Here is a 24881-nt window from a genome sequence, read left to right on the forward strand (position 1 = left end):
GATCATTCCGCCGCGCAAGAACGCCAAGCCATGGAAACCCGACACTCCTGGCGCGATCGCGCGGAACGAGGCCCTCCGCGCGTCGAAACGCTTCGGCCGGACGATATGGCGACGATGGAGCGGCTATCACCGCCGAAGCCGCGTCGAAACAAAGATGCACTGTGTCAAACTGCTGGGTCAGCGCCTTATGGCGCGGGACTTCGACCGTCAGGTCGCGGAGTTCCAAGTTCGTGTTGCCGTCCTGAACGGCTTCACCACTCTCGGCACGCCCATTACAGAAGTCGTGGGATAAGTCTGTCCGGGGATAGGGGAACCCTCACCGTCAGACCATTTGTGCAACAGAGCCGGTGGCACCTCAAACATGATGCTGGCGGAAATGATCGCACAGCAGGTCCAAAGCCTTGTGAACTGGGGTTTGGGGGGCGCTGCGGCTTTTGTGCTGCTGGTCGTGACGCTGGCAATTTACGCGCTGCAATTGCGCTTTGTTGATACGGAGGGCCGGTGAATGTTGTTGGATTTTGACAAGCTTGGCGCTTGGCGTTGGGCATTAGGGCTGATCTGCGGTTTGATGACGCTGTTCTTGTTGCTGCCCATTCTGTTCATCATTGCGCTTTCGTTTGGCTCCTCACGCTGGCTGATCTTTCCGCCACCAAGCTGGACATTGAACTGGTATGTCGAGCTGTTTGCGGACCCGCGGTGGCTTACAGCCGCGCTGACTTCGGCAAAAATTGGCCTGATTGTGATGGTGCTGTCGGTCATTCTAGGCTTGTTTGCGTCGCTTGCTTTGGTGCGCGGCACGTTCAAAGGGCGGGCGGTCTTGCGGGCGTTTTTTCTGACCCCGATGATCTTGCCAGTGGTGATTGTGGCCGTTGCCCTTTACGCGCTGTTTTTGCGCCTTGGTATGAACGGCACGCTGACCGGCTTTGTGATCGCGCATCTGGTTGTGGCCTTGCCGTTTGCGATCATCACCATTTCGGGCGCGCTGGAAAGTTTTGACACCGCGATCGAAGAGGCTGCGATTTTGTGTGGCGCCTCACCTTGGGAGGCCCGCTTTCGTGTGACCTTGCCAGCGATCAAACACGGGTTGTTTTCGGCTGCGATCTTTTCCTTCCTGATCTCTTGGGATGAGGTGGTGCTGGCGATTTTCATGGCTTCGCCCACGCTGCAAACCTTGCCTGTCAAGGTGTGGACCACGCTGCGCCAAGATCTAACGCCTGTTGTTGCGGCAGCCTCTACTATTCTTGTTTTGCTGACGGTCCTTTTGATGATCGCGGCCGCACTTTTGCGCAAAGGAAAGTCGAAATGACCCCCTATCTGCATATCAACGGCATTCGCAAAGTTTACGGAAATGTGGTGGCCAGCGATCATGTCGAACTGACGGTCGCCAAGGGAGAGTTCATGACCTTTCTCGGGCCGTCGGGTTCGGGCAAAAGCACCACGCTTTATATCCTTGCCGGGTTTCAGGACCCAACCAAGGGCGATATTTTGATCGAGGGAAAATCCATCCTATCGACGCCGTCGCACAAGCGAAATATCGGCATGGTGTTTCAGCGCTATACTTTGTTCCCGCATCTGAGCGTGGGTGAAAATGTCGCCTTTCCGCTGCGGGTGCGGCGGATGGGGCAATCCGAGATCACCGATAAAGTTCGCCGAGCCTTGGCGCTGGTGCGGTTGGAGGGTCTAGAGGACAGAATGCCAACGCATATGTCAGGGGGGCAGCAACAGCGCGTCGCCTTGGCCCGCGCGTTGGTCTATGACCCACCGGTTTTGTTAATGGACGAGCCACTTTCCGCGCTGGACAAGAAACTGCGTGAAGAAATCCAGCTTGAGATCCGCCGCATTCACCAAGAAACGGGCGTGACGATCCTGTATGTTACCCATGACCAAGAAGAGGCGCTTCGCCTTTCAGATCGGATTGCGGTGTTCAACGCAGGCAGGATTGAACAGGTCGGCACGGGGCCTGAACTATACGCCAATCCGCAAACCCATTTCGTGGCGGATTTCATTGGCGACAGTGCTTTCCTTAAGGGTGAGATTGAAACGGTGCAAAACGGCCAAGCTTCCTTGCGGTTTGGCGATGGCAGTCTGATCGTGGGCGTGCCGTTACATGGCGATGTGAAATCCGGCAAAGGGGCCGAGTTGATGCTGCGCCCCGAACGTATTGATCTAAGTGCTGTGGCAGGGGAGCAGGGTGCATCCTTGCCCGTGCAAGTGCAGGATATGACATTTCTTGGCAATAACACGGCTGTCTCTGTCCGCACGGCTTGGGGCGATCCGCTGACCGTTCGGCTCGGTTTCGGGCATCCGCTGTCTGGCCGCGTGTCGCGCGGTGATCATTTACATATCAACTGGGCCGCCGAGTCGGCGCAGGCTTTTATCCAAGGATAGACCATTGCATCTTAATGATACCAGCCTGCTGGAAACGCGTGCTTTCGTTGCAGGGGAATGGATAAGCACGACGGGCAAGCTTACAGTTGTAAACCCTGCCGACAGCACGATCTTGGTAGAAGTCGCTGATTGCGACCGCACTATTGCCGCGCGCAGCATTTCCTTTGCCGCATCCGCGCAGGTACTTTGGGCCAAGCGCACTGCCAAAGACCGCGCCAGCATTCTGCGCCGCTGGTATGATCTGGTGGTTGCCAATGCAGACGATCTTGCGATGATCTTGATGTCGGAAATGGGTAAGCCCTTAGCCGAGGCGCATGGCGAAGTGCTTTATGGGGCGTCCTATATCGAATGGTTCGCGGAAGAGGCCAAGCGGGTTTATGGCGAGACAATCCCCGGTCATGCCGAGGATAAGCGTCTGCTGGTCTTGCGCCAACCCGTCGGGGTGGTGGCCGCAATTACGCCTTGGAATTTTCCCAACGCGATGATCGCGCGCAAGATCGCGCCGGCGCTGGCGGCAGGCTGTGCAATCGTGGCAAAACCGGCTGCCGAAACGCCGCTGTCGGCGCTTGCGCTTGCTGTATTGGCCGAGCGGGCAGGCTTGCCCAAGGGGCTTCTGTCAATCTTGCCGTCTAGCGATGCGGTCGGCATGGGGCGCGAGTTTTGCGAAAATCCGACTGTGCGTAAAATCAGCTTTACCGGCTCCACCAATGTCGGGCGCATTCTGATGAAGCAGGGCGCGGATCAGATCAAAAAGCTATCGCTTGAGCTTGGCGGAAATGCACCCTTCATCGTCTTTGATGACGCGGATATCGACGTCGCCGTTGATGGTTTGATCGCGTCGAAATTCCGCAATGCGGGCCAGACTTGTGTTTGCACCAACCGGATTTACGTTCAGGCAGATGTGGCAGACCAATTTGCGACCAAACTTGCCCAAAAAGTGGCGACGCTTAAGGTTGGCGCGGGCAGTGATCCTGCAAGTCAAATCGGCCCGTTGATCAGTATGGCGGCGCTTGCCAAGGTAGAAGATCATGTTGCTGATGCGGTCAGTGGCGGGGCAAAACTGGTCTTGGGTGGGCATGGTGCAGGCGGCACATTTTACATGCCAACGGTGCTAGCTGGCTGCAATGCCACGATGAAAATCACGCGCGAAGAAACTTTCGGCCCTGTCGCAGGGTTGATCCGTTTTGAGTCAGAGGCGGAGGTAATTGCAGCGGCCAACGATACTGAATTTGGTTTGGCAGCTTACGTATTCACCCGCGACTTGGCGCGATCTTGGCGGATGATGGAGGCGTTGGAATGTGGTATGGTGGGCGTTAACACGGGCCATATTTCGACCGAGCTTGCGCCTTTTGGCGGTATCAAGCAATCGGGCATGGGCCGGGAAGGCTCACGCCACGGACTCGAGGATTATCTTGAGTTGAAATACTGCTGTATAAGCATGTGATTGGTCAATTAGATAAGGAGATCCATGTGAGTCAGTTCGACGAAGATTTGTTTCTGAAGGGTTTAGAGCAGCGCAAGGCGACCCTCGGCGCAGAATATGTGCAGAGCAATTTGGATGCGGCGGATGAATTCACCCGCCCTTTTCAAGAGGCGATGACGGCTTGGTGCTGGGGCTTTGGCTGGGGTGACGGTGCGATTGATGCTAAGACGCGCTCGATGATGAACCTTGCGATGCTGGGTGCATTGGGGCGTCTGCATGAATGGGAGGTGCATTGCAAAGGTGCGCTGACCAATGGTGTTACACCCGAACAAATTCGGGCGATAATCCATGTTGTCGCGATCTATTGCGGTGTGCCAATGGGTCTTGAATGTTTCCGAGTTGCAAGAAAGGTCCTCGCGGAGGCGGAAATCGCAGGAACTCCACATTCATCCTGACCGTCTGGATCGGTGACGGAGGGATTTGGGCACGATTTGGCATTATTTTTCGGAGCAGTGAGACAGAATTTCGCTTAAACAAGAGTGTTCGAGACGGGGGCTCGGTTAAACATTGCAGCACAAATCTGGTAGGTTACGGCGGTTGCGGCCTCCCGCAACCAATGTTTCCGCCTTTAGCCTTTGGATCATCATAAGACGACTGCAATATAAACTGCTTGCGGTCTGGAGTTCAAATACGGACTTATCAGCACAAGCCGCTATGAGCGGTTTGCGATTATGTATGACACATCTCAGCACTTCTCTAGTCCACCACAGGCCGAGTGTAAAATTCAATAGCCGGCGGCAAGTCCGTCTTTGCGTGGGTCGGAGCCTGCGGCATAGCCGCCTTCGGGCAAGCGGCACACCAATTGCGCGCCGCCAAAACCGAAGGCGTTGTCTGGCGTTTCAAGCGAGATGACATGGCCAAGGGCGGTCAGCGCTTGGATCGTGCCGGGGGGCATCGTGTCTTCGCACGCCACCTCCAGCCCTTTGGTCACGCGCCAGCGTGGGGCATCGACGGCCATCTGCGGGTCTTGCGCCCAAAGCTGGGTGCGCAAAACCATCTGGATATGGCCTTGTGCCTGCATCGGGCCACCCATGACCCCAAAGCTCATCAATGGGCCATCACGACCCATCAAGAACCCCGGTATAATCGTGTGAAATGGCTTTTTGCCGGGGCCAACGCGGTTCGGGCTGTCAGGGTTCAGCGAAAATCCGGCGCCACGGTTTTGCATCGAGATGCTTGTGCCAGGGATAACGACGCCCGACCCGAAACCGGCATAGTTTGATTGGATGAAAGACACCATCATGCCCGACGCATCGCCCACCGCCAGATACACCGTGCCGCCGTGCTTTGGTGCGCCCGATTTGAAGTCTTGCGCGCGGTCCTTGTCGATCATCGCCGCGCGGGCTTTCAGATAGGCCGGGTCCAACAGCGCCTCAGATGTGACATCGGTCATGTGGTCGGCGTCGGCCACAAATGCATCGGCGTCTGCAAGCGCCAGCTTCATCGCTTCGATTTGCAGATGCATGGCGGCCGGATCGTCGGGGCCGAGGTTGCGGACATCGGTGTGTGACAAGATACCCAAAGCCATCAACGCCACGATGCCCTGCCCATTAGGCGGGATTTCATGCAAGGAAACATCATCAAATTTTTGCGAAATTGTGCCGCACCACTCCACTTTATGCGCCGCCATATCCGCCATGTTCAGCGCCGCCCCGTGTTGGCCCGCGAAATCGCAAATGGTTTGCGCCAAGGTGCCAGTGTAGAACGACGCGCCTTTGGTCTCTGCGATGGATTGCAGCGTTTTGGCCAGTGCGGGGTTGGTGAATGTCTCGCCTGCTGCGGGGGCGCGACCACCGGGCAGGAAGGCTTCGGCAAAGCCGGGATAATCCTTCAGCGTTTCGGCCGCACGGCGCCACAGTTCCGCAATGATGGGCGACACGAAGAACCCGTTTTCCGCGTAACCAATCGCAGGCGCAAACAGATCGGCAAAGGGCAATTTGCCAAACCGCTCGGAGAGGGCAACCCAAGCTGACACGGCACCCGGCACCGTGACGCTTTCCCAGCCGCGAAACGGCATTTCTGTGTGGGCCGCAAACCGTTCGGGCGTCCACCCTGCGGGCGACCTGCCGGATGCGTTCAAGCCGTGCAAGGTGCTGCCGTCCCAGACGATTGCAAACGCATCAGACCCAAGGCCGTTTCCCGTAGGCTCCACCAAGGTCAGGGTGATGGCTGTGGCGATGGCTGCATCTACAGCGTTCCCGCCGCGCGCCAGCATCGACAACCCGGCCTGTGCGGCCAGCGGTTGGGATGTGGCGACGACATTATCCGCCAGAACCACTGAGCGACGAGAAGGGTAGGGGTGTGAAGCGCGAAATTTCATGGCACGGGTTCTTTCTTGGCGGTGTGACAGGGGCAGTTTCAGGTTCGGTCAATCAAGGCTTTGGACATCATCATATGCACACCCTTTTCACGGTTGACCGTCTGGGTGATCCGCAAGTCTCCTGCAAGGCTGCACAGCATATAGGCATCTTGGCGGCTGATATTGGCGCGTTTGGACACAAGCGCAATCATATCGCGCAACGCCATTTCAACGCAGCGGTCCAGATCGGCGTGCAGGCCCATGGTGATCCAATGCGTCGGCGTTTCCGCCTGCGGAAAGGACAGGCCGTGGCCTTTAAGAACGCTGAGGCGAAAGCGCCCGCGCAATGCCGTTTCAATCGCCGTCACGCATACCTCTCCGTCGCCCTGCGCGCCGTGCCCGTCACCGCAGGAAAACAGAGCGCCCTTGGCGAACACCGGCAGGTAAAGCGTTGTGCCTGCCACCAGTTCCTTATTGTCAAGGTTGCCACCAAAGGCGCGCGGCTCTATGGTGGAAATCCGGCCCCAGTTCTGTGGCGGGGCCACGCCCATCACGCCAAAGAACGGCGACAGGGGCAACTCCAGCCCCCAAGGCAGCCGCGCTGTGCCCCGCGCGGCATCCAGCGGAATGATGGTGTGGTAGGCATCGGGAAAATCATCGGGCAGGGTGCCTTTCAGCGGGCCGTGGTAATTGAACCCCCAGTCTTGGCGCAGCGCAACCTCCAGAATATCGACCTGCAACACGTCGCCCGGCATGGCACCGCGCACCGCCACGGGGCCGGTCAGGATATGGCCGGGCATCTGCGGGGGCCCTGCGGCATGCAGCGCAAAAAGCTCTGGTGGGACATAGAATCCTGCGCAGGGAAGGTTTTGCGGCCCGCCCGATATTGTATCAATCCAGATCTCATCGCCGCTGTCGATTGTGATCGCGGGGGGCAGGGTCGCGTCGAAAAACCCCCAATGGCATGTCTGGGGTGACGCGTTGAGGGCAAGGGTCATGGGCGTGCTGTCCCGGCCAATATGCCTTCAATCAGGATTTGCACGCGCAAAGCCTCGGGCACCGTGGCAAGGCGGCTGGGTTTGCCTGCGATCAGCGCGGCCATATCATCCAACTGCGCGCCAAGGCTGGCCGCGCGGGGATCATCTGGGTCTGGCTGCACAGGCACGAAGTCGCCCCCGAAGGACACAGCATCGCGGTAGAAATCACTGATGCGCCGGCTGGATGTGCTGCCTTTGATCGTCACCTCTTGGCGGTCAGGTTGCACGCCGCCGACAGTGCCGAGGATCGAGACAGGAACCCCATGGGCATTGATCAGGCGCGAGGCAACATGGGTTTCGCACAGGTCCGCATCTTGCGGATAATCAGTTTGCGCCCAGATCAGTTCAAGCGGCCCCAAGATACGTTCGGTGAAAAACAAAAAATGCGAGATCACCTCGCGGGTCATGCCACCTTCATCCCGAAACCTTAGCCAATCCGCACCTGCCTGCCATGCGCGCGGCCAGTTGGCATAGGTGACGATGATGTCGACCCCGGCAAGTTGCCCCAATGTGCCGTCTTTTGCCGCGACCGACACGCCTTGCAACGCAGGCCCGGCGGCTTGGGTAAAGTTCACGGCTGTGGGCACCCCGGATGCGGCCAGGCGGTCAGCCAGATCGCGGCTTTCGGCGATATTGATGCCCAGCGGTTTTTCCAAGAACACAGCGCTGCCTTGCGCCGCCGCGGCAAGCGCATAGGCCTTGCGCGGGACAGGCGGGCAGGCAAGATACACCAGATCGGCCCCCGCCATCGCGTCTTCGGCACTTTTTGCTACTGTCGCGTCTGGCGCAATATCTTTTGCCGCGCGGCAGGCCTGTAGGTCCGGGTCCCACAGCGTGCATACGGTGTATTCGGGGTGACGCATCATTTGCGTGGCCATGCGCTGCCCCATGATGCCCAACCCGATGATCGCCGTCTTGATCGCCACCACTCATCCCTTCACGTTTTGCCAATTTCATGGCCCGCCAATTTCATGGCCCCTTGTGCGCCTTGACCGTTCCCGCAACCGGTTCTTGAACGGGGCGCTCACAGATGCGCTGCGCGCACCAATATAGATTGGTTCTTGCACCAAAACAACTTGCAAATCCTAGGGGATGATCGTGATTATAAGGGCCGGGCTGCGCGGTCATTGGGATCGGTCCGTCTTTGATCTGTGTGCTTTTGCGACGAGGTGACGTCTTTGACCCAATCTATTGAGATCACGAACGAAGCTGTCAAACAAAAGCTGTTGGCGCTTATTGCGGCGGGAAATTTGGGGGGGGATGGCAAGCTGCCCACGGAACGCGATTTGGCCGAGATTTTCAATGTGGGCCGCCGCAATGTGCGGGTGGCACTGGATGCCCTTGCGCGTGAAGGGCTGATTTGGCGCAAGCAGGGGTCCGGCAATTATCTTGGCCAACCGATCGACCCAACCGGTGCGCTTGCCGAAAAGATCACCGGGCAGACCAATGCGCTGGAGGTGATGGAGGCGCGTCAGTGTATCGAGCCGGAACTTGCTGCCCTATGCGCAAAACGCATGAAAAAGCATGAAATGACCCAGTTGCAAACATTGGTGGACCGCCAGATTGCCTCGTCCGACCCTGATGGAATCGAGCTGTGGGACAGCGCGTTTCACCGCCTTATCGCGCAATCGGCCGGGAACCGCCCCCTGCTGACGGCATCGGCCCTGCTGGATAAGATACGGTCAAACCCGCATTGGATTACCATTCGGCAAACCGCGCGCAGCCCGGCCTCGTTGCAGGTGACCTTGCGCGAACATCAAAGCATTGCCGACGCGATTTTTGCCCGCAACCCGGTCGCTGCGCGCGCGGCGATGCAGTTGCACCTGTCCACCCGGTTCGATGCATTGCGCGCTCAATTGGCAAAAATGCCCGAACATAAGGACAACAAGTTTTTCGATCCTGAGGGGAAATCGTGAGACGGATGTGATGCTGACGACCGGTCGGCCGTCAAGCATCTGGGGGTTGCGCGCCCTGCTCTGCGCGAACGCGTCCAGATTGTCCTGAACCCTTCAGCGGTCATCGGTGCATCTGTGGCGGCGTGGTTGAAAGCCAATCGGTGAACGCTGTCTCTGGTTGTTGACAGGCCGCATTGAACATGTAACCAATCACTAATTGGTTCTTTCCGGAGGCATGGTGGCAGGTTCAGGATCGGCTCTTCTTTCCGTCTCAGGGCTTGGCCTTTCTCTTGGAGAGAAGGGGCCGCCCTTTTTGCGTGACGTTGCCTTTGATCTTCAAGGGGGGGAGACGCTGTGCATCGTGGGCGAATCCGGCTGTGGCAAAAGCATGACAGCAGTGGCCTTGATGGGGCTGCTTCCCCCCGCACTGTCGCGCAATTTGAAAGGCCGCATGGTTTTTGAAGGTGAAGATCTTTCGCTGCGCGACAATGATCGTTTGCGCGCGCTGCGGGGGCGGCGCATCGCGATGATCTTTCAAGAACCGATGAGTTCGTTGAACCCGGTTTTCCGCATCGGCGATCAGATTGGTGAGGCGTGGGAGTGTCACAACGGCAGCGGAGGGCGCGCAAAAGCGCTGGAGATGCTGGAGCGTGTGGGTATCCCAGACCCCGAGGGGCGTCTGAATGATTACCCGCATCAGCTTTCGGGTGGCATGCGCCAGCGTGTGATGATTGCCATGGCGCTGGTCAACGATCCCGCACTGGTGATCGCGGATGAGCCGACAACGGCGCTGGATGTGACCGTGCAATCGCAAATCCTCGATCTGATGCGCGACATGCAGCGGCGGCGTGGCATGGGCATGGTTTTGATCACCCATGATTTGGGGGTGGTGGCGCAAATTGCGACGCGCGTGGCGGTGATGTATGCGGGCGAGATTGTGGAACACGGAACGGTTGAGGCCATCTTTTCTGATCCGCAGCACCCCTATACCATTGGTCTTATGGCCTCAGTGCCGCCGATTTCAGGCCCGCGACAGCGTTTGACTGTGATCCCCGGGCGGGTGCCCTTGCCAAGCGCGCTGCGGCCGGGATGCCGGTTTTCGGACCGCTGCCCCTTTGCAACACCCGTTTGCGCCACCCCGCCCCCCGCCCGCATATTCGACAACGGCCATGTGGCGCTGTGCCATCACACGCCTGTCGAATCCTTAGCGGAGGCTGCCGCATGGGCGTGATCATTGAGGCCGTCGATTTGGTGCGCGAGTTTGACATTGATACCGGCTTGTTCCAGCCCGCGCGCAAGGTGCATGCTGTCAGCGGCGTGTCCTTCGCCGTGGCGCGGGGCGAAACCTTTGCCATTGTGGGCGAGTCTGGCTGCGGCAAGTCCACGCTTGCCCGCACGCTGGCGCGCCTGCTTGCCCCCACTTCGGGCGAGGTTTTGATCGAGGGGCAACCCGTGGGCAAGGTCAAGGGCGCGGAACTGGTCAAATTGCGCCGCAAGGTCCAGTTTATCTTTCAAGACCCGTTCTCGTCGTTGAACCCGCGCATGACGGTGGGCGCGCTGATTGGGGAACCGATCGAAATTCACCGTCCCGAATTGAATGCCCCCCAACGCCGGGCCGAAGTGACGGCCCTTTTGCAGCGCGTCGGCCTGCGTGCCGCGCACATGGACCGCTACCCACATGAGTTTTCGGGCGGTCAGCGCCAGCGCATCGGCATTGCCCGCGCCTTGGCCGCACAGCCCGACATTTTGGTGGGCGACGAGCCGGTCTCGGCGCTGGATGTCAGTGTGCAGGCGCAAATTATCAACCTGTTGGATGACCTGAAAACCGAATTTGGCCTGACCCTGATCATCGTTGCCCATGACCTTGCCGTGGTGCGGCAGATGAGCGACCGGGTTGCCGTGATGTATCTGGGCCGGATAGTTGAGATTGGGCCCGCCGACGCGATCACCGCCCATCCCCGCCACCCTTACCCAAGCCCTTATGAGCGCGGTGCCAGAGGCGCGCGTTGGCACCGCCAGGGTTCCGCTGCGCCTTGAGGGCGAAATACCGTCGCCGATGGACCCACCCTCGGGGTGCCGGTTCCGCACCCGCTGCCCCCACGCGCAGCCTTTATGCGCGCAAAAGGCACCCGCCCTTGCGCCCGGCCCCGGCGGGGTCGCGGTGGCCTGCCATTTCAGTGCGGAGATTCCGCCCATGGATTTCAGCACCGGCAGCGCGCCGGTTTCCGCCGCAGCACAACGGCGTTTCGCACTGTTTCGCGACGTCATCACCGACCGAACCACCCCCAAAAAGCCAAAACAGGGAGACGGACAATGAAAAAGACCCTTCTGCTTACCGCCTTGCTCAGCGCGACTGCGCTGGGCGCACAGGCATCCGAATTGAAGATCGGATTGGAAAGCGACCCCGATGCGCTTGATCCCGATAAGTCGCGCACATTTGTGGGGCGGATCGTGTTCACCTCGCTGTGCGACAAGCTGGTGGACATCACGCCAGAGCTGTCCATCGTCCCGCAGCTTGCCACCGCTTGGGAAACGTCCGATGATGGCAAGGCGCTGACCATGACCTTGCGCGATGGCGTGACATTTCACGATGGAACCCCGTTCAATGCCGAAGCGGTTAAGGCCAACATCGAACGCTCCAAAACCTTTGACGAAAGTGTGCGCAAATCTGAATTGAGCAGCATCGACACCGTCGAAGTGGTGGACGCGCTGACCGTAAAGTTCAATCTGTCGGCGTCCGATGCCACGCTTTTGGCGCAGTTGGCCGACCGGGCGGGCATGATGATGGCCCCAAGCGCGCTGTCGCCGGATTTTGCCTCCAACCCTGTGTGTTCCGGCCCTTTCACGCTGACCGAGCGGGTTTCGCAGGATAAAATCGTTCTCGACAAATTCGCAGGCTATTGGAACGCCGATGCGATTTTGCTGGAGCGTGTTACCCTTGTGATGATCCCCGACAGCACCGTGCGTCTGGCCAACCTGCAATCGGGTGACATCCAGATCGTCAATCAGTTGTCGGCAACCGATGCCGCAGCCGTGGAGGGTAACGCGCGCCTGCGCTTTGCCAACATCACCGGGCTTGGCTATCAAGGATTGACGTTTAACGGGGCCAATGGCGATAAATCCAACAATCCGTTGGGTCAGAATGCAAAACTGCGCGAAGCATTCGATCTTTCCATCGACCGTGATGCGATCAACCAAGTGGTGTTCAACGGCTTGTTCACCCCGGCCAGCCAGCCGTTCACGCCAGCCAGCCCTTACTACAACCCCGATTTCCCGGTGATCAAGCGCGACATCGAAGCCGCCAAGGCGATCTTGGCCGAAGCTGGGGTGCAAACGCCGGTCAAGGTGCAGGTGCAGGTGCCAAACACGCCGGTCACCCTGCAACTGATGCAGGTGATCCAGTCTATGGTTGCCGAGGCCGGGTTCGAGGTTGAATTGGTGTCCAAGGAATTCGCCACCTTGATCGCTGATGCCAGTGTCGGTGATTTCCAAATCAGCCAGCAGGGTTGGTCGGGGCGGGTTGACCCGGACGGCAATATTTTTGGCTTTGTCACCACAGATGCCGGGTTCAACGATGGCAAATATTCCAACGCCGAAGTGGACCGCCTGTTGAGAGAGGCGCGCACCATTTCTGACCCCGCAGCCCGGGCAGAGCGTTACAAGGCGGCCACAGCCATTCTCGCTGTGGACCGCCCGCTGATCTATCTCTATCACCTCGGCTGGCTTTATGGGCTTGATGCAAAGGTGCAGGGATTGACCCTGTATCCAGACGGCATGCTGCGTCTGGAAGGCGTTTCTGTGACGGAGTAACGCCGCCACCGCAAACCCGTCGGGGCCACCCCAATGTGGCCTCGATACAAAACCTTAACGCCATCAAAGGACGACGCCATGTTCGTGTTCTTTCTGCGCCGTCTTTTGGTGGCGGTCCCGACGCTGATCCTGATTTCTATCTTTGTCTTTTTGCTGCAACAGCTTTTGCCCGGCGATCCTGTCTTGGCGATGGCGGGCGAAGACCGTGACCTTGCGACGCTGGCCGCGCTGCGCGAACGCTATGGCCTGAACGAAACCCTGCCAGTGCAATACTGGGTATGGATATCGGCGGTGTTGCAGGGCGATTTCGGCACATCCATCCGCAGCGGAGAGCCGATTTTGGACCTGATCTTGCAAAAGCTGCCAGTCACCTTGCAACTTGCGGCGATGTCCTTGGCCTTTGCCATGCTCATCGGCATTCCCATGGGGATCGTCTCGGCGGTGAATAAGGGCACAAAGATTGACCTTGCCGCCAACGTGATCGCCCTATCTGGCCTGTCGATCCCGAATTTCTGGCTGGGGATTATGCTGATCTTGCTGGTGTCCGTGCGCTGGCAACTGTTTCCCGCCAGCGGCTATGTGCCCCCGTCCGAGGATTTCTGGCAATCCATCCGCACCATGCTGATGCCATCTTTTGTGCTGGGCACCGGGCTTGCGGCGGCGCTGATGCGCCATACCCGCTCGTCGATGCTGGAGGTGCTGCGCCAAGATTATGTCCGTACCGCGCGCGCCAAAGGGCTGACCGAGCGGCGCGTGGTGCTGCGCCATGCTTTTCGCAATGCCCTGACCCCGATTGTCACTCTGACGGCGCTGCTGTTTGGTGAATTGGTGGCCGGTGCTGTACTGACCGAACAAATCTTTACCATTCCCGGTTTTGGCAAGCTGATCGTAGATGCCGTTTTCAACCGCGATTACGCCGTGGTGCAAGGCGTGGTTTTGGTCACCGCTTTTGGCTTTATCTTTATGAACCTGTTGGCCGACATGGCCTATGTTCTGCTTAACCCAAGACTAAGGCACGCCAGATGAGCACTGTTTCCGACGCCCCCGACGCCGTTTTGGACCGCCCCGCGAAAAGCCGCGCTTGGGCCAAATTCCGCGCCCACCGCATCGGCATGTTTGGCGCTGGTCTTGTGGGGTTCTTCGTTATTCTTGCAATCCTTGCACCCATCCTGCCCATCCAAGACCCTATCGCCACCGATTGGGGTGCTGTGCGCCAACCTCCCTCCTCCACCTATTGGCTGGGCGCGGATGAGATTGGCCGCGATCTGCTGTCGCGCATGATTTGGGGGGCGCAAGCCTCGCTTTTGGCGGGGGTGGTGTCGGTGGGCATTGCACTGGGTTTGGGTGTGCCGTTGGGCATCATTGCGGGATACTTCGGCGGCTGGACCGACGCTGTAATCTCGCGCTGCACCGAGGCGCTGCTGGCGATGCCGTTCTTGATCCTTGCCATTGCCCTTGCGGCGTTTCTGGGGCCATCGCTGACCAATGCAATGCTGGCGATTGGTATCGCCGCCACGCCGGTTTTCATCCGCATCACGCGCGGGCAGGTGCTATCAGTTGCGGCTGAGGATTATGTGGAAAGCGCGCGCGCCATAGGCCTGCCGACGCATCTGATTTTACGCCGCTATATCTTGCCCAACGTGTTGCCGCCCATTTTGGTGCAAGCCACGCTAACCATTGCCACCGCGATCATCGCCGAGGCATCGCTCAGTTTTCTGGGTCTTGGCCAGCAACCGCCCGCGCCCTCATGGGGGTCTATGTTGAACACGGCCAAGAACTTTCTGGCGCAGGCGCCGTTGATGGCGCTGTGGCCCGGCATCGCGATTTTCGTCGTGGTTCTGGGGTTCAACCTTCTTGGCGACGGCTTGCGCGATGCGCTTGACCCGCGGTCTGACTGACAGGAGAGATCATGGACACTTTCACCACACGCCCCGATATTCGCGGCACTTTCGGGGTTGTCACCTCGACCCATTGGATCGCCTCGGCGGCTGGGATGCGGATGCTGGAACTGGGCGGCAACGCGTTTGATGCCGCCGTCGCTTGCGGGCTGACGCTGCAAGTGGTGGAGCCACATCTGAACGGCCCGGCAGGCGATTTGCCCGCCATTGTCCATATCGCCGCGACCGGAGAGACGCGGGTGCTGTGCGCGCAAGGCGTGGCCCCCGCTGCCAGCACAATCGCGCATTTCCGGGGTCTTGGGTTGGATCTGGTGCCGGGTTCGGGCTTTTTGTCGGTGGTGGTGCCGGGTGCGTTCGATGGCTGGATGCTGATGTTGCGCGACCACGGCAGCCTTGATCTTGCAACGGTGATGGAGCCTGCAATCAGCTATGCCCGCGATGGCCACCCGATGCTGCCGCGCGTCGCCGCGACAATCGCCGGGCTGCATGATTTCTTTGTCGCGCATTGGCCAACCAGCGCGCAAACATGGGCACCGGGCGGCACTTTGCCCAAGGATTGGGCCCTATTTCGCAACCCCGATCTTGCCGCCACCTATCAGCGCTTGGTCGATGACAGCAGCGATGGCAGCAGCGATGGCGGCTGCGAGGCGCAAATCGACCACGCCCGCAAGCTGTGGCGTGAGGGCTTTGTGGCGGATGCAATTTTTGACTATACCGATGGTCGCAAGGTGATGGACGTGTCGGAAAACGCCCACGGCGCCGTGTTGGCCCGCGCCGACATGGCCAAATGGCGTGCCACTTGGGAGGCGCCTTTGACCGCCACCTATCACGGCTGGACCGTGGCCAAGACGCAAAGCTGGTCGCAAGGGCCGGTGCTGTTGCAAACGCTGAAATTGCTGGAGGGGATCGACCTTGCCGCAATGGACCCGCTGGGCGCGGAGTTCGTCCATACCGTGGTTGAGGCGATGAAACTGGCCTATGCCGACCGCGAAGCCTATTACGGCGATCCGGCGTTTTCTGATATTCCCATGGACCACTTGTTGTCTGACGCCTACGCCGCCGAACGTCGGGGCCTGATCGGCAAAAAGGCCAGTTTGGAGCAGCGCCCCGGACGGGTCGACGGTTTTGCCCATCTGGCCGACGCCGCCATTGCCCGCGCCGCGCGCGACTTCACTGCGGCCAGCGGTGTCAGCGCAGGCGAGCCGACAATGTCACATCTGACCGAACGGCGCGGCGACACGGTGCATATTGACGTGATTGACCGCTGGGGCAATATGGTTGCGGCAACGCCGTCGGGGGGGTGGCTGCAATCCAACCCGGTCATTCCGGGCCTTGGGTTTTCGCTGGGATCGCGCGCGCAGATGTTCTGGCTGGAGGAGGGGCTGCCAACCTCGCTGATCCCCGGTGCCCGGCCCCGCACCACCCTTACCCCGACGATGGCCGAAAAAGACGGGCAGCGCATTGCGTTCGGCACGCCGGGGGGGACCAACAGGACCAGTGGCAACTGATTTGGTTCCTGCGCTTTGTTCATCACGGCTATGGCTTGCAACAGGGTTTGGATGCGCCGTTGTTTCACACCGAGCATTTCCAAAGCAGCTTTTACCCCCGCGCAGCCCTGCCCGGAGAGATGACCATAGAGCCTTCGTTCGGCGAAGCGGTGATCGACGATTTGCGGGCGCGAGGCCACATTGTGACCGTGGCCCCGCCGATGACCGTAGGCCGCCTGACGGCAGCGATCCGAGACGCCGACGGCAGCTTGCTTGCCGGTGCCACGCCGCGCTTGATGCAGGCCTATGCCGTGGGTCGGTAGACTGCGGGCCGGTAACCTGCGGGCCCGTGACAATCGGAGGGCTGCGAAAGGTGTCGCAGCCTGTAAAGGGGGCCTTGTGGCTGCTTTTCGCGCGGGGGCGCAGGGGTTTTTTGCGGCCATAATGCCGCCCTTAGCCCTATATTGCGACACAGCCGGGCGCAGCTGCCCCGTTTTTAGGCGGTATCTGAGATTTGACGAAACTGCATAAAGCTTTTTATTGACGACTGGCATGCATTGCCCGACAGTTAATCAACATCTGGCGAAAAGCCGCGCGGCATCTGGGCCCTGATCGTAGACCTTTTGGTCTGCATCCGGGCTTTTTGCATTTTGGAGCATTGGCGTGATCGAAAAGCGGCGCATTCCATTGGGGATCCTCTACTCCGCATCGGGGAGTTACGCTTTGATTTCGCAAGCCTGCCGTGTGGGTGTATCGTCGGCGATCAACGCCGTGAACGCGGACCCTGCGCTGGATCTGGCCTTTGTGCCGGTGGTGCGGGACCCTGCGGGCAACGTCGATCTTTATGGCCCGATGTGTGAGGATATCCTGCGCCATTCCGGTGCAAACCATGTTATTGGCTGTGTCACCTCATGGAGCCGCAAAGAGGTGATCCCGACCCTTGAAAAACACGGTGGATCGCTGTGGTATGCCGTGCCTTATGAGGGGTTCGAGGCGTCAGATCATATCGTTTATACCCACGCTTGCTCGAACCAACATCTGCTACCGTTGTTGGCGTTTGTGATGCCCCGCTTTGGCGGCCGCGGGTTTCTGGCAGGGTCAAATTACATCTGGGGCTGGGAGATGAGCCGCCTTGCGCGCGAGCGGATCATGCAGGCCGGGGGCGTGGTGCTTGGCGAGCGGTATTTGCCCATCGGCTCTGTGGATGTGGACCGGATGATCGAAGAGATCAGGCTGGCCCGGCCTGATTTTGTGCTGAACTCGTTGATCGGGCCTTCGTCTTATGCGTTCATGGTGGCCTATCGCGCGCTTGGGCTGTCGGACCCGCATTTTGCGCCCGCGCGGTGCCCGGTGCTGTCGTGCAATCTGACCGAATGTGAACTGCCCGCGCTTGGAGGTGCCGCCGAAGGGTTAATCGCTGCGGGCCCGTATTTTTGCGGGGCGGCAGGCTGGCCCCGCCAGCGGTGCGACTTTGGCTCCTCGCATGAAGCGGCTGCATTTGCCGCAGTAATGGAGCTGGCGCGGCTGCTTGCGCACCGTCCGGGGGGCGAACACCTAAGCCTTGCGCGATTGCTGGCCGAACATTCGGGCACGCCGGGCATCATTGATGTGCAGACGCATCACACCGTTTTGCCGGTTATCATCGCGCAGGTGCGGGGTGGCGCGTTTCACCCCCTGCGCCGGATCGAAGGTGTGGCAGGTGATCCCTATCTAACCCGGGGGTGTGACGTGCGGGCTGCCCCCTTGCTGCGGGTGGTGTCGTGAAGCAGCCTATTCGCATTCAGAACCTTGGCGGCGCGCGGGCGTTGATTTTGCACCGCGCGCATCCGACAGTGGTGGCCCTGACCCGCCAGTTGACGGCCATCGGGCTAGAGGTGCGGCAGGCATGGCCCGAGGGTGACGCGGATGTGGCCGCCGATGCCAGCGGCGTGGACTTTGTGTTTTTTGATGCCGACATGGGCCATGATGGGATGTTCCCATGGCCCGCGCAGCAACCGCCGGTGCCGCTGATCGCCCTGATTGGGTCCGAGGCGCCGGGCCGGATTGAATGGGCGCTGCGGGCGGGCGCGCAGGCGCAATTGCTGAAGCCTGTGGGCGATAACGGGGCCTATTCGGCGCTGCTGATCGCGCGCGATGCCTTTGATGCGCAACGGGCCCTGTTTGCCGAGGTTGCCGATCTGCGCCGGCGCCTGAATGAGCGGCAGACCGTGGTGCGCGCCGTGACCATGCTGATGGCGCGCGGCAAACCCGAGGCCGAGGCTTACGGCCAGCTGCGCCAGATGGCGATGGCATGGCGCATCAGTCTAGAGGATGCCGCTGGGCGGATCGTTGGTCCAACTGACCAGACGGGGGGCCGCGATGACCGACGCGACTGGGGTTAGGGCCACACGCCCGCGCGGTGTGCTGTCGCGCCTTGCCCGGCGCAAACTGGCGGTGTTTGGCGCGGTCGTCATTGTGCTGATCGTGGGGGCGGCGCTGTTTGCACCGCTGATTGCGCCTTTCGCGCCTGACGACCAAATGTTTGACGGGCTGACGTTGCAGGGTGCGCCAATGCCGCCCGATGCCAAGTTTCTGATGGGCACCGACCTTTTGGGCCGCGATCTGTTCTCGCGCATTTTGTATGGTGCGCGCACATCGCTGGTGATCGGCGTGGTGGCCAATGGGCTGGCACTGCTGATTGGCACGCTGGTCGGGCTGACGGCAGGGTATTTTGGCGGCTGGCTGGGGGCGGCCCTGATGCGCTTCACCGATCTAATGATGGCCTTTCCGGCATTGTTGCTGGCGATTTGTTTGGCGGCGATTTTCCAACCCTCGCTGTGGATTGTGGCTTTGGTCATTGCGCTGGTGAACTGGGTGCAGACCGCCCGTGTGATCTATACCGAGACCACCGCCATCGCCGCGCGCGATTTTATCGCAGCCGAGCGGACATTGGGTGCGGGCACGGGGCGCATTTTGTTCCGCCATATCCTGCCGCACCTCATGCCGACGATCATTGTCTGGGGCACTTTGGGGATATCGACCACGGTGCTGCTGGAGGCAACTTTGTCGTTTCTGGGCGTCGGGGTGCAGCCCCCCACACCCAGCTGGGGCAACATCATCTTTGAAAACCAGACCTATTTCCAATCGGCCCCTTGGCTTGTGTTCATTCCCGGTGTGGCGATCATTCTTTTGGCGCTGGCGTTCAATCTGGTGGGTGACGCCTTGCGCGATGAGCTGGACCCAACACAGCGGGGGCGAACCTGATGCTGGGCTATCTGACAAGGCGGCTGGTGCAATCGGCGCTGATCTTGCTGGGGGTCAGTTTCATCACTTTCATTCTGCTTTATGTCCTGCCCGCCGACCCCGTTCGCCAAATCGCGGGACGTGCGGCCACGCCCGAGACGGTCGAAAATATCCGCCGTCAGCTTGGCCTTGATCAGCCATTTTTTGTGCAATACGGACGGTATTTGTGGGGGCTCGTGCAGGGCGATATGGGCCGCAGCTATTTGCAAAAGACCGAAGTGACCGAGTTGATCTTGTCACGCCTGCCCGCCACGCTTTTGTTGATGCTGGCGGCGATCACCGCCGAGTTGCTGATTGGTCTGGCCATGGGCATCATTGCCGCCGTGTGGCGTGGGCGCTGGCCGGATCAGCTGTTGATGATGGCTTCGTTCATCACGGTATCGGCACCGCAATTCGTGGTGAGCCTGCTGCTGCTTTATGTTTTCGCGGTGCAACTGCGTTGGTTTCCCATTGGCGGCTACGGCACGTTTGCGCATTTGGTGCTGCCTGCGCTGACCTTGGGTATCCTTGGGTCTGGCTGGTACGCGCGGATGATGCGTTCGTCGATGATCGACGTGTTGCGGACCGATTACATCCGCACCGCGCGCGCCAAGGGCCTTGGTCGCGCGCGCGTGGTGCTGCGCCATGCCCTGCCCAACGCTATATTGCCCGTGATTGCCATGATCGGCATCGACATCGGCATTTTTATGGGCGGCATTGTGGTGGTGGAATCGGTGTTTGGCTGGCCCGGCATTGGCCAGCTTGCTTGGCAGGCCATTCAGCGCGTCGACATTCCCATCATCATGGGCGTCACGCTGGTTTCGGCCTGCGCCATCGTGCTTGGAAATTTGCTGGCCGATCTCGTGGCCCCCTTTGTTGACCCCCGCATCAAGCTGCGCTGATGCGCCTTTTATTTGACCACCCAACAGGAGAAAAATCGTGAATAAATGGCTTCTCTCGACCGCACTGACCCTGTCGCTGGCCGCACCTGTGCTGGCGCAAGATTACACCCCCGATCCAAACGCCAAAAGTGGCGGGTCGATCACAATCACCTATAAGGATGATGTGGCCACGCTGGACCCTGCCATCGGCTATGACTGGCAGAACTGGTCAATGATCAAATCCATCTTTGACAGCCTGATGGATTATGTGCCCGGAACCACCACGCTGCGTCCCGGGCTTGCGGACAGTTACGAATTGTCGGCAGACGGCCTAGTTTACACCTTCAAGCTGCGTGCGGGTGTGAAGTTTCACAATGGCCGCGAGATGACGGCGGATGATGTAAAATATTCGCTGGACCGGGTGACCAACCCCGCCACCCAATCGCCGGGGGCAGGGTTCTTCGGCTCCATCGCCGGGTATGATGCGGCGGGCGACGCGGGGCTTTCGGGCGTGGAAGTGGTGGACCCATTGACGGTTAAAATCACGCTGTCGCGACCGGATGCCACATTCCTGCATGTCATGGCCCTGAATTTTTCGTCGATTGTCCCAAAAGAGGCCGTTGATGCGGCGGCGGGCGATTTTGGCAAAATGCCCGTCGGCACTGGGGCTTTCAAGCTGGCAGAATGGACGTTGGGCCAAAAGCTGGTGTTCGAGAAAAATGCTGATCATTGGCGCGCAGGTGTGCCCTACCTTGACAGCATCGTGTTCGAGGTGGGCCAAGAGCCGGTTGTCGCCCTGTTGCGGCTGCAAAGCGGCGAGGTTGACGTGCCCGGTGACGGTATCCCACCCGCCAAGTTTGTCGAAGTGATGGCCGATCCTGTGCAAGCGGCGCAAGTCGTGATCGGGGGGCAATTGCAGACAGGATACATCACCCTGAACGTCACGGCCCCGCCTTTTGACAAGCTAGAGGTCCGAAAGGCCGTCAATATGGCGATCAACAAAGACCGGATTGTGCAGATTATTAACGGCCGGGCGATCCCGGCCAACCAGCCGCTGCCGCCCTCGATGCCCGGATATACTGCGGGTTATACGGGCTTTGCCTTTGATGTGGAGGGTGCCAAGAAACTGCTGACGCAGGCCGGGCTGCCCGATGGGTTCGAGACCGACCTGTATGTGATGAACACCGACCCTAACCCCCGTATTGCCCAAGCGATGCAGCAAGATCTGGCGGCCATTGGGGTCAAGGTGAACATCCGAAGCCTCGCGCAGGCCAATGTGATCGAGGCGGGCGGTGCAGGCACAGCGCCCATGATCTGGTCGGGCGGTATGGCGTGGATTGCCGATTTTCCCGATCCGTCGAACTTCTACGGCCCAATCCTTGGCTGTTCGGGGGCCGCTGAAGGGGGTTGGAACTGGTCGAAGTTCTGCGATGCAGGCCTTGATGCCAAAGCGGCGCAAGCTGACAGCATGGCCGACCCGGCCAAGGCTGCCGAGCGGATGGCGCTGTGGTCTGATGTCTACATGGGCGTGATGGAGCAGGCGCCTTGGGTGCCGGTGTTCAATGAGGAGCGCTATACGATGAAGTCCGACCGCATGGGCGGCGCGGATGCGCTTTACGTCGATCCGGTGTCGATCCCTGTCAACTATGACTATGTTTTCGTGAAATAATATGTGCAAAGCCTGTAACTATACCATCCATGGCGCGCAGCATCATTTCGGCTGGGACAATTCCCTGGCCCCGGTGCTGCGCGCTGAACCGGGATCAACGATCCTGTTTCATTGCAATGACAGCTCGGCGGGCCAACTTGGCCCGTCGTCGACCGTCGCCGATATTGCCGCGCTGGATTTCGGCAAAATCAACCCGGTGTCGGGCCCTGTGTATATTGAGGGCGCGATGCCCGGTGATGCGGTGAAAATTACCATCGAAAGCTTTGCCCCGCGTGAGATGGCGGGTGTAGGGTTTGGGTGGACCGCGAACATCCCCGGCTTTGGTCTTTTGGCCGACCAATTTCCCGACCCAGCGCTAAAGGTCTGGAAATATGACACGCGCACGATGGAGCCTGCCCTTTGGGACACCAACGCCCGCGTGCCGCTGAAACCCTTTGCCGGCACCATCGGCAATGCTTTGGCCGAGGCAGGGCTGCATTCGGTCGTGCCCCCGCGCCGGGTTGGTGGCAATCTGGACATCCGGGATCTGAACGCTGGGGTCACACTTTACCTGCCGGTCGAGGTGGCAGGGGCGCTGTTCAGCGTGGGTGATACCCATGCAGCCCAAGGGGATGGCGAGGTGTGTGGCACCGCCATCGAGTCGCCGATGGACGTGGTGCTGACCCTTGATCTTGTCAAAGGTGCCAACCTGAAAACCCCGCGCTTTACCACGCCGGGGCCGGTCACGCGGCATCTGGATGCCAAGGGCTATGAGGTGACGACCGGGATTGGGCCTGATCTGATGTCGGCGGCCCGCGATGCAGTGTCGGCCATGGTGGACCTGTTATCCGCGCAGCGCGGAATGGCGGCGGTGGATGCCTATATGCTGGTATCGACCTGCGGCGATCTGCGGATATCCGAAATTGTGGATATGCCCAACTGGGTTGTCAGCTTCTACTTTCCGCGTTGCGTGTTTGAATGAGCTTTGCATCTGAGCCAACCGTCGGGGCCGCGCTGGCCCCGACACCAGACCCCGTACTGCGGGTCGATGGGCTGTGCGTTTCAGTGCGAACTGACGCGGGGCTGAAACCGCTTGTCAGCGATCTGTCTTTTGCCCTGAACCGTGGCGAGACGCTTGCCATTGCGGGCGAAAGCGGGTCGGGCAAGTCGATCACCTCGCTGGCGATCATGGGGCTGCTGCCACCGCCTGCGGTGCATATCTCGGGCGGCAGCATCCATCTTGGGGCGGTCGGTTTGCACGATTTGCCCGAACATCAGATGCGCGCCATTCGCGGCGACCGTATCGCGATGATTTTTCAAGAACCGATGACCAGCCTGAACCCGGTGCTGACCGTGGGCTTTCAACTGGCCGAGGCGATCCGCGCGCATCAAGATGTCAGCCGCGCCACCGCCCGCACCCGCGCAATTGAGGCGTTGCAGGCCGTGCGCCTGTCCGAACCTGCCCGCCGGTTCGACCAATACCCGCACGAGCTTTCTGGCGGAATGCGCCAGCGTGTGATGATCGCCATGGCGCTGGCCCTGCGCCCCGAGGTGTTGATTGCGGACGAGCCGACAACCGCGCTTGACGTGACCGTGCAGCGCGAGGTGCTGGACCTTTTGCGCGATTTGCAGTGCGATCTGGGCACCGCGATTATCCTGATCACCCATGATATGGGCGTGGTTGCCGAAATGGCCGACCGGGTGATCGTGATGCAAAATGGCCGGATGGTGGAACAGGCCGCCACCCGCGACCTGTTTGCGCGACCCACGGAGCGCTACACCCGCGACCTGCTGGCCGCCGTGCCGCGCATGGGGCAGGGGGCGGCGCGTCATGCCCCCGTGCCTGCGGCTCTCGTCGCCAGCTTGCGCGATGTCAGCGTGCGCTTTGGTCTGAAAGGCGGGCTGCTGGGCCGCACGGTGCGCAATGTGCATGCGGTTGAGGCGGTCAGCTTTGACATTCGCCGCGCTGAAACATTCGCCTTGGTGGGCGAGTCTGGCTGCGGTAAATCGACCATCGCCAAAGCGATGATGGGGCTGGTGGATCACGCGGGCAGCATTGCGATCGGCGACACTTCGCTAAAAGGTCTGGACAAACAGGGCCTTAAAAACATCCGCCGGCGCGTGCAGATGGTGTTTCAAGACCCGATGGCCGCGTTGAACCCCCGCATGCGGGTGGGCGATCTGATTGCGGAGCCGCTTGTCATTCACCGCATCGGCACGCGCGAAACCCAATGCGCCCGCGCGGCGGATCTGATGGCCCGCGTGGGCCTGACCGCCGACCAATACGACCGATACCCGCATGAATTTTCGGGCGGGCAGCGCCAGCGCATCTGCATTGCCCGCGCTTTGTGCCTGAACCCTGAGTTGATCATCGCCGATGAAAGCGTGTCGGCGCTGGATGTCAGCGTGCAGGCGCGGGTGTTGGATTTGCTTGCCACCTTGCAGCGCGAATTTGGCGTGGCCTATCTGTTCATCAGCCATGATATGGCGGTGGTGGAAAACATCTGCGACCGGGTGGCGGTGATGTATCTGGGCCAGATTGTCGAGATGGGCACCAAGGCGCAGGTGTTTGGCAACTCGCAACACCCCTACACCCGGCGCTTGATCGACGCGGTGCCGGTGCCCGATCCTGCATTTGTGCGCCAACCGCAGCCACGCCTTGCGGGCGATGTGCCAAGCCCGGTTTTTGCAATTGGCGCGGGGCCGGTGCGGGTGGCGTTGACAGATATTGGCGGAGGGCATCTGGTGGCGCAAGGGTCAGGTGATTGAGGCCAGAGACGGCGCCAGTCCCGGC

Annotated in this window: 23 protein-coding genes and 2 pseudogenes; 22 read left to right on the plus strand and 3 right to left on the minus strand. The window is 60.1% G+C overall.

The window, feature by feature from the left end:
- The 6 genes from BMY36_RS13600 to BMY36_RS13620 all read left to right on the plus strand — a co-directional run.
- Positions 1-292: transposase (locus tag BMY36_RS13600; protein ID WP_139194050.1), on the plus strand; the 292-nt coding region annotated here is incomplete at its 5' end.
- Between the two features lie 69 nt (positions 293-361).
- Positions 362-505: a hypothetical protein gene (locus BMY36_RS19540; protein WP_197086045.1), complete on the plus strand. Its 144-nt coding sequence runs from the start codon at positions 362-364 to the stop codon at positions 503-505.
- Positions 506-1306 carry an ABC transporter permease gene (locus BMY36_RS13605; protein WP_050519170.1) on the plus strand — a complete coding sequence of 267 codons (801 nt, stop codon included), beginning with the start codon at positions 506-508 and terminating at the stop codon, positions 1304-1306.
- On the plus strand, positions 1303-2388 hold the full coding sequence (locus BMY36_RS13610; RefSeq protein ID WP_050519171.1) for an ABC transporter ATP-binding protein: 1086 nt from the start codon (positions 1303-1305) through the stop codon (positions 2386-2388). Before BMY36_RS13605 ends, BMY36_RS13610 begins: the two co-directional genes overlap by 4 nt.
- A gap of 4 nt (positions 2389-2392) precedes the next feature.
- Positions 2393-3832: an NAD-dependent succinate-semialdehyde dehydrogenase gene (locus tag BMY36_RS13615; protein ID WP_050519172.1), complete on the plus strand. Its 1440-nt coding sequence runs from the start codon at positions 2393-2395 to the stop codon at positions 3830-3832.
- Positions 3833-3858: 26 nt separating this feature from the next.
- Positions 3859-4266, plus strand: a complete 408-nt coding sequence (locus BMY36_RS13620) for a carboxymuconolactone decarboxylase family protein (protein ID WP_050519198.1) — start codon at positions 3859-3861, stop codon at positions 4264-4266.
- 329 nt (positions 4267-4595) lie between these two features.
- Here the strand turns inward: BMY36_RS13620 and BMY36_RS13625 are convergent, their stop codons facing one another.
- Genes BMY36_RS13625 through BMY36_RS13635 form a run of 3 tightly spaced genes read right to left on the minus strand, consistent with a single transcriptional unit; the run spans position 4596 to position 8133 of the window.
- Positions 4596-6191 (minus strand): gamma-glutamyltransferase family protein, encoded by a 1596-nt coding sequence (locus BMY36_RS13625; RefSeq protein WP_050519173.1) that lies wholly within the window; start codon positions 6189-6191, stop codon positions 4596-4598.
- A 38-nt stretch (positions 6192-6229) separates the two neighbouring features.
- Positions 6230-7168, minus strand: coding sequence for an acetamidase/formamidase family protein (locus BMY36_RS13630; RefSeq protein ID WP_050519174.1), 939 nt, complete (start codon positions 7166-7168; stop codon positions 6230-6232).
- A complete protein-coding gene (locus tag BMY36_RS13635; RefSeq protein ID WP_050519199.1) occupies positions 7165-8133 on the minus strand; it encodes a Gfo/Idh/MocA family protein in 969 nt (322 codons plus the stop codon). The genes BMY36_RS13630 and BMY36_RS13635 overlap by 4 nt, the downstream gene beginning before the upstream one ends.
- Before the next feature lie 252 nt (positions 8134-8385).
- Between BMY36_RS13635 and BMY36_RS13640 the strand changes: the two genes are divergently transcribed.
- The 16 genes and pseudogenes from BMY36_RS13640 (at position 8386) to BMY36_RS13705 (ending at position 24856) form a co-directional block, all read left to right on the plus strand.
- Positions 8386-9123: a FadR/GntR family transcriptional regulator gene (locus tag BMY36_RS13640; RefSeq protein WP_074818813.1), complete on the plus strand. Its 738-nt coding sequence runs from the start codon at positions 8386-8388 to the stop codon at positions 9121-9123.
- A 292-nt stretch (positions 9124-9415) separates the two neighbouring features.
- Positions 9416-10333, plus strand: a complete 918-nt coding sequence (locus BMY36_RS13645; RefSeq protein ID WP_231579685.1) for an ABC transporter ATP-binding protein — start codon at positions 9416-9418, stop codon at positions 10331-10333.
- Positions 10324-11139 (plus strand): ABC transporter ATP-binding protein, encoded by an 816-nt coding sequence (locus BMY36_RS13650; protein ID WP_231579686.1) that lies wholly within the window; start codon positions 10324-10326, stop codon positions 11137-11139. The genes BMY36_RS13645 and BMY36_RS13650 overlap by 10 nt, the downstream gene beginning before the upstream one ends.
- Positions 11084-11218, plus strand: a pseudogene (locus BMY36_RS20495) (oligopeptide/dipeptide ABC transporter ATP-binding protein); the annotation flags it as partial. The gene BMY36_RS13650 and the pseudogene BMY36_RS20495, both read left to right, overlap by 56 nt.
- A 78-nt stretch (positions 11219-11296) precedes the next feature.
- On the plus strand, positions 11297-11419 hold the full coding sequence (locus tag BMY36_RS20790; RefSeq protein WP_269430832.1) for a hypothetical protein: 123 nt from the start codon (positions 11297-11299) through the stop codon (positions 11417-11419).
- Positions 11416-12912, plus strand: a complete 1497-nt coding sequence (locus tag BMY36_RS13655) for an ABC transporter substrate-binding protein (RefSeq protein WP_050519177.1) — start codon at positions 11416-11418, stop codon at positions 12910-12912. The genes BMY36_RS20790 and BMY36_RS13655 overlap by 4 nt, the downstream gene beginning before the upstream one ends.
- Before the next feature lie 78 nt (positions 12913-12990).
- A complete protein-coding gene (locus BMY36_RS13660; RefSeq protein WP_050519178.1) occupies positions 12991-13938 on the plus strand; it encodes an ABC transporter permease in 948 nt (315 codons plus the stop codon).
- Entirely contained in the window at positions 13935-14810 is an 876-nt protein-coding gene (locus BMY36_RS13665; protein WP_050519179.1) for an ABC transporter permease, read from the plus strand. The genes BMY36_RS13660 and BMY36_RS13665 overlap by 4 nt, the downstream gene beginning before the upstream one ends.
- Before the next feature lie 11 nt (positions 14811-14821).
- A pseudogene (locus BMY36_RS13670) lies at positions 14822-16620 on the plus strand (gamma-glutamyltransferase family protein).
- 340 nt (positions 16621-16960) lie between these two features.
- Entirely contained in the window at positions 16961-18061 is a 1101-nt protein-coding gene (locus tag BMY36_RS13675) for a transporter substrate-binding protein (RefSeq protein ID WP_231579687.1), read from the plus strand.
- Complete coding sequence (locus BMY36_RS13680) at positions 18058-18678, plus strand: ANTAR domain-containing response regulator (protein WP_050519180.1); 621 nt, start codon at positions 18058-18060, stop codon at positions 18676-18678. Before BMY36_RS13675 ends, BMY36_RS13680 begins: the two co-directional genes overlap by 4 nt.
- On the plus strand, positions 18656-19540 hold the full coding sequence (locus BMY36_RS13685) for an ABC transporter permease (RefSeq protein WP_050519181.1): 885 nt from the start codon (positions 18656-18658) through the stop codon (positions 19538-19540). The genes BMY36_RS13680 and BMY36_RS13685 overlap by 23 nt, the downstream gene beginning before the upstream one ends.
- A complete protein-coding gene (locus tag BMY36_RS13690; protein WP_050519182.1) occupies positions 19540-20460 on the plus strand; it encodes an ABC transporter permease in 921 nt (306 codons plus the stop codon). Before BMY36_RS13685 ends, BMY36_RS13690 begins: the two co-directional genes overlap by 1 nt.
- Before the next feature lie 37 nt (positions 20461-20497).
- On the plus strand, positions 20498-22108 hold the full coding sequence (locus BMY36_RS13695) for an ABC transporter substrate-binding protein (RefSeq protein WP_050519183.1): 1611 nt from the start codon (positions 20498-20500) through the stop codon (positions 22106-22108).
- A 1-nt stretch (position 22109) separates the two neighbouring features.
- Entirely contained in the window at positions 22110-23069 is a 960-nt protein-coding gene (locus BMY36_RS13700) for an acetamidase/formamidase family protein (RefSeq protein WP_050519184.1), read from the plus strand.
- Complete coding sequence (locus BMY36_RS13705) at positions 23066-24856, plus strand: ABC transporter ATP-binding protein (RefSeq protein WP_050519185.1); 1791 nt, start codon at positions 23066-23068, stop codon at positions 24854-24856. Before BMY36_RS13700 ends, BMY36_RS13705 begins: the two co-directional genes overlap by 4 nt.
- The last annotated feature ends 25 nt before the right edge of the window (positions 24857-24881 follow it).

This window comes from Pseudorhodobacter antarcticus (genome assembly GCF_900110135.1).
Classification (GTDB): Bacteria; Pseudomonadota; Alphaproteobacteria; order Rhodobacterales; family Rhodobacteraceae; genus Pseudorhodobacter; species Pseudorhodobacter antarcticus.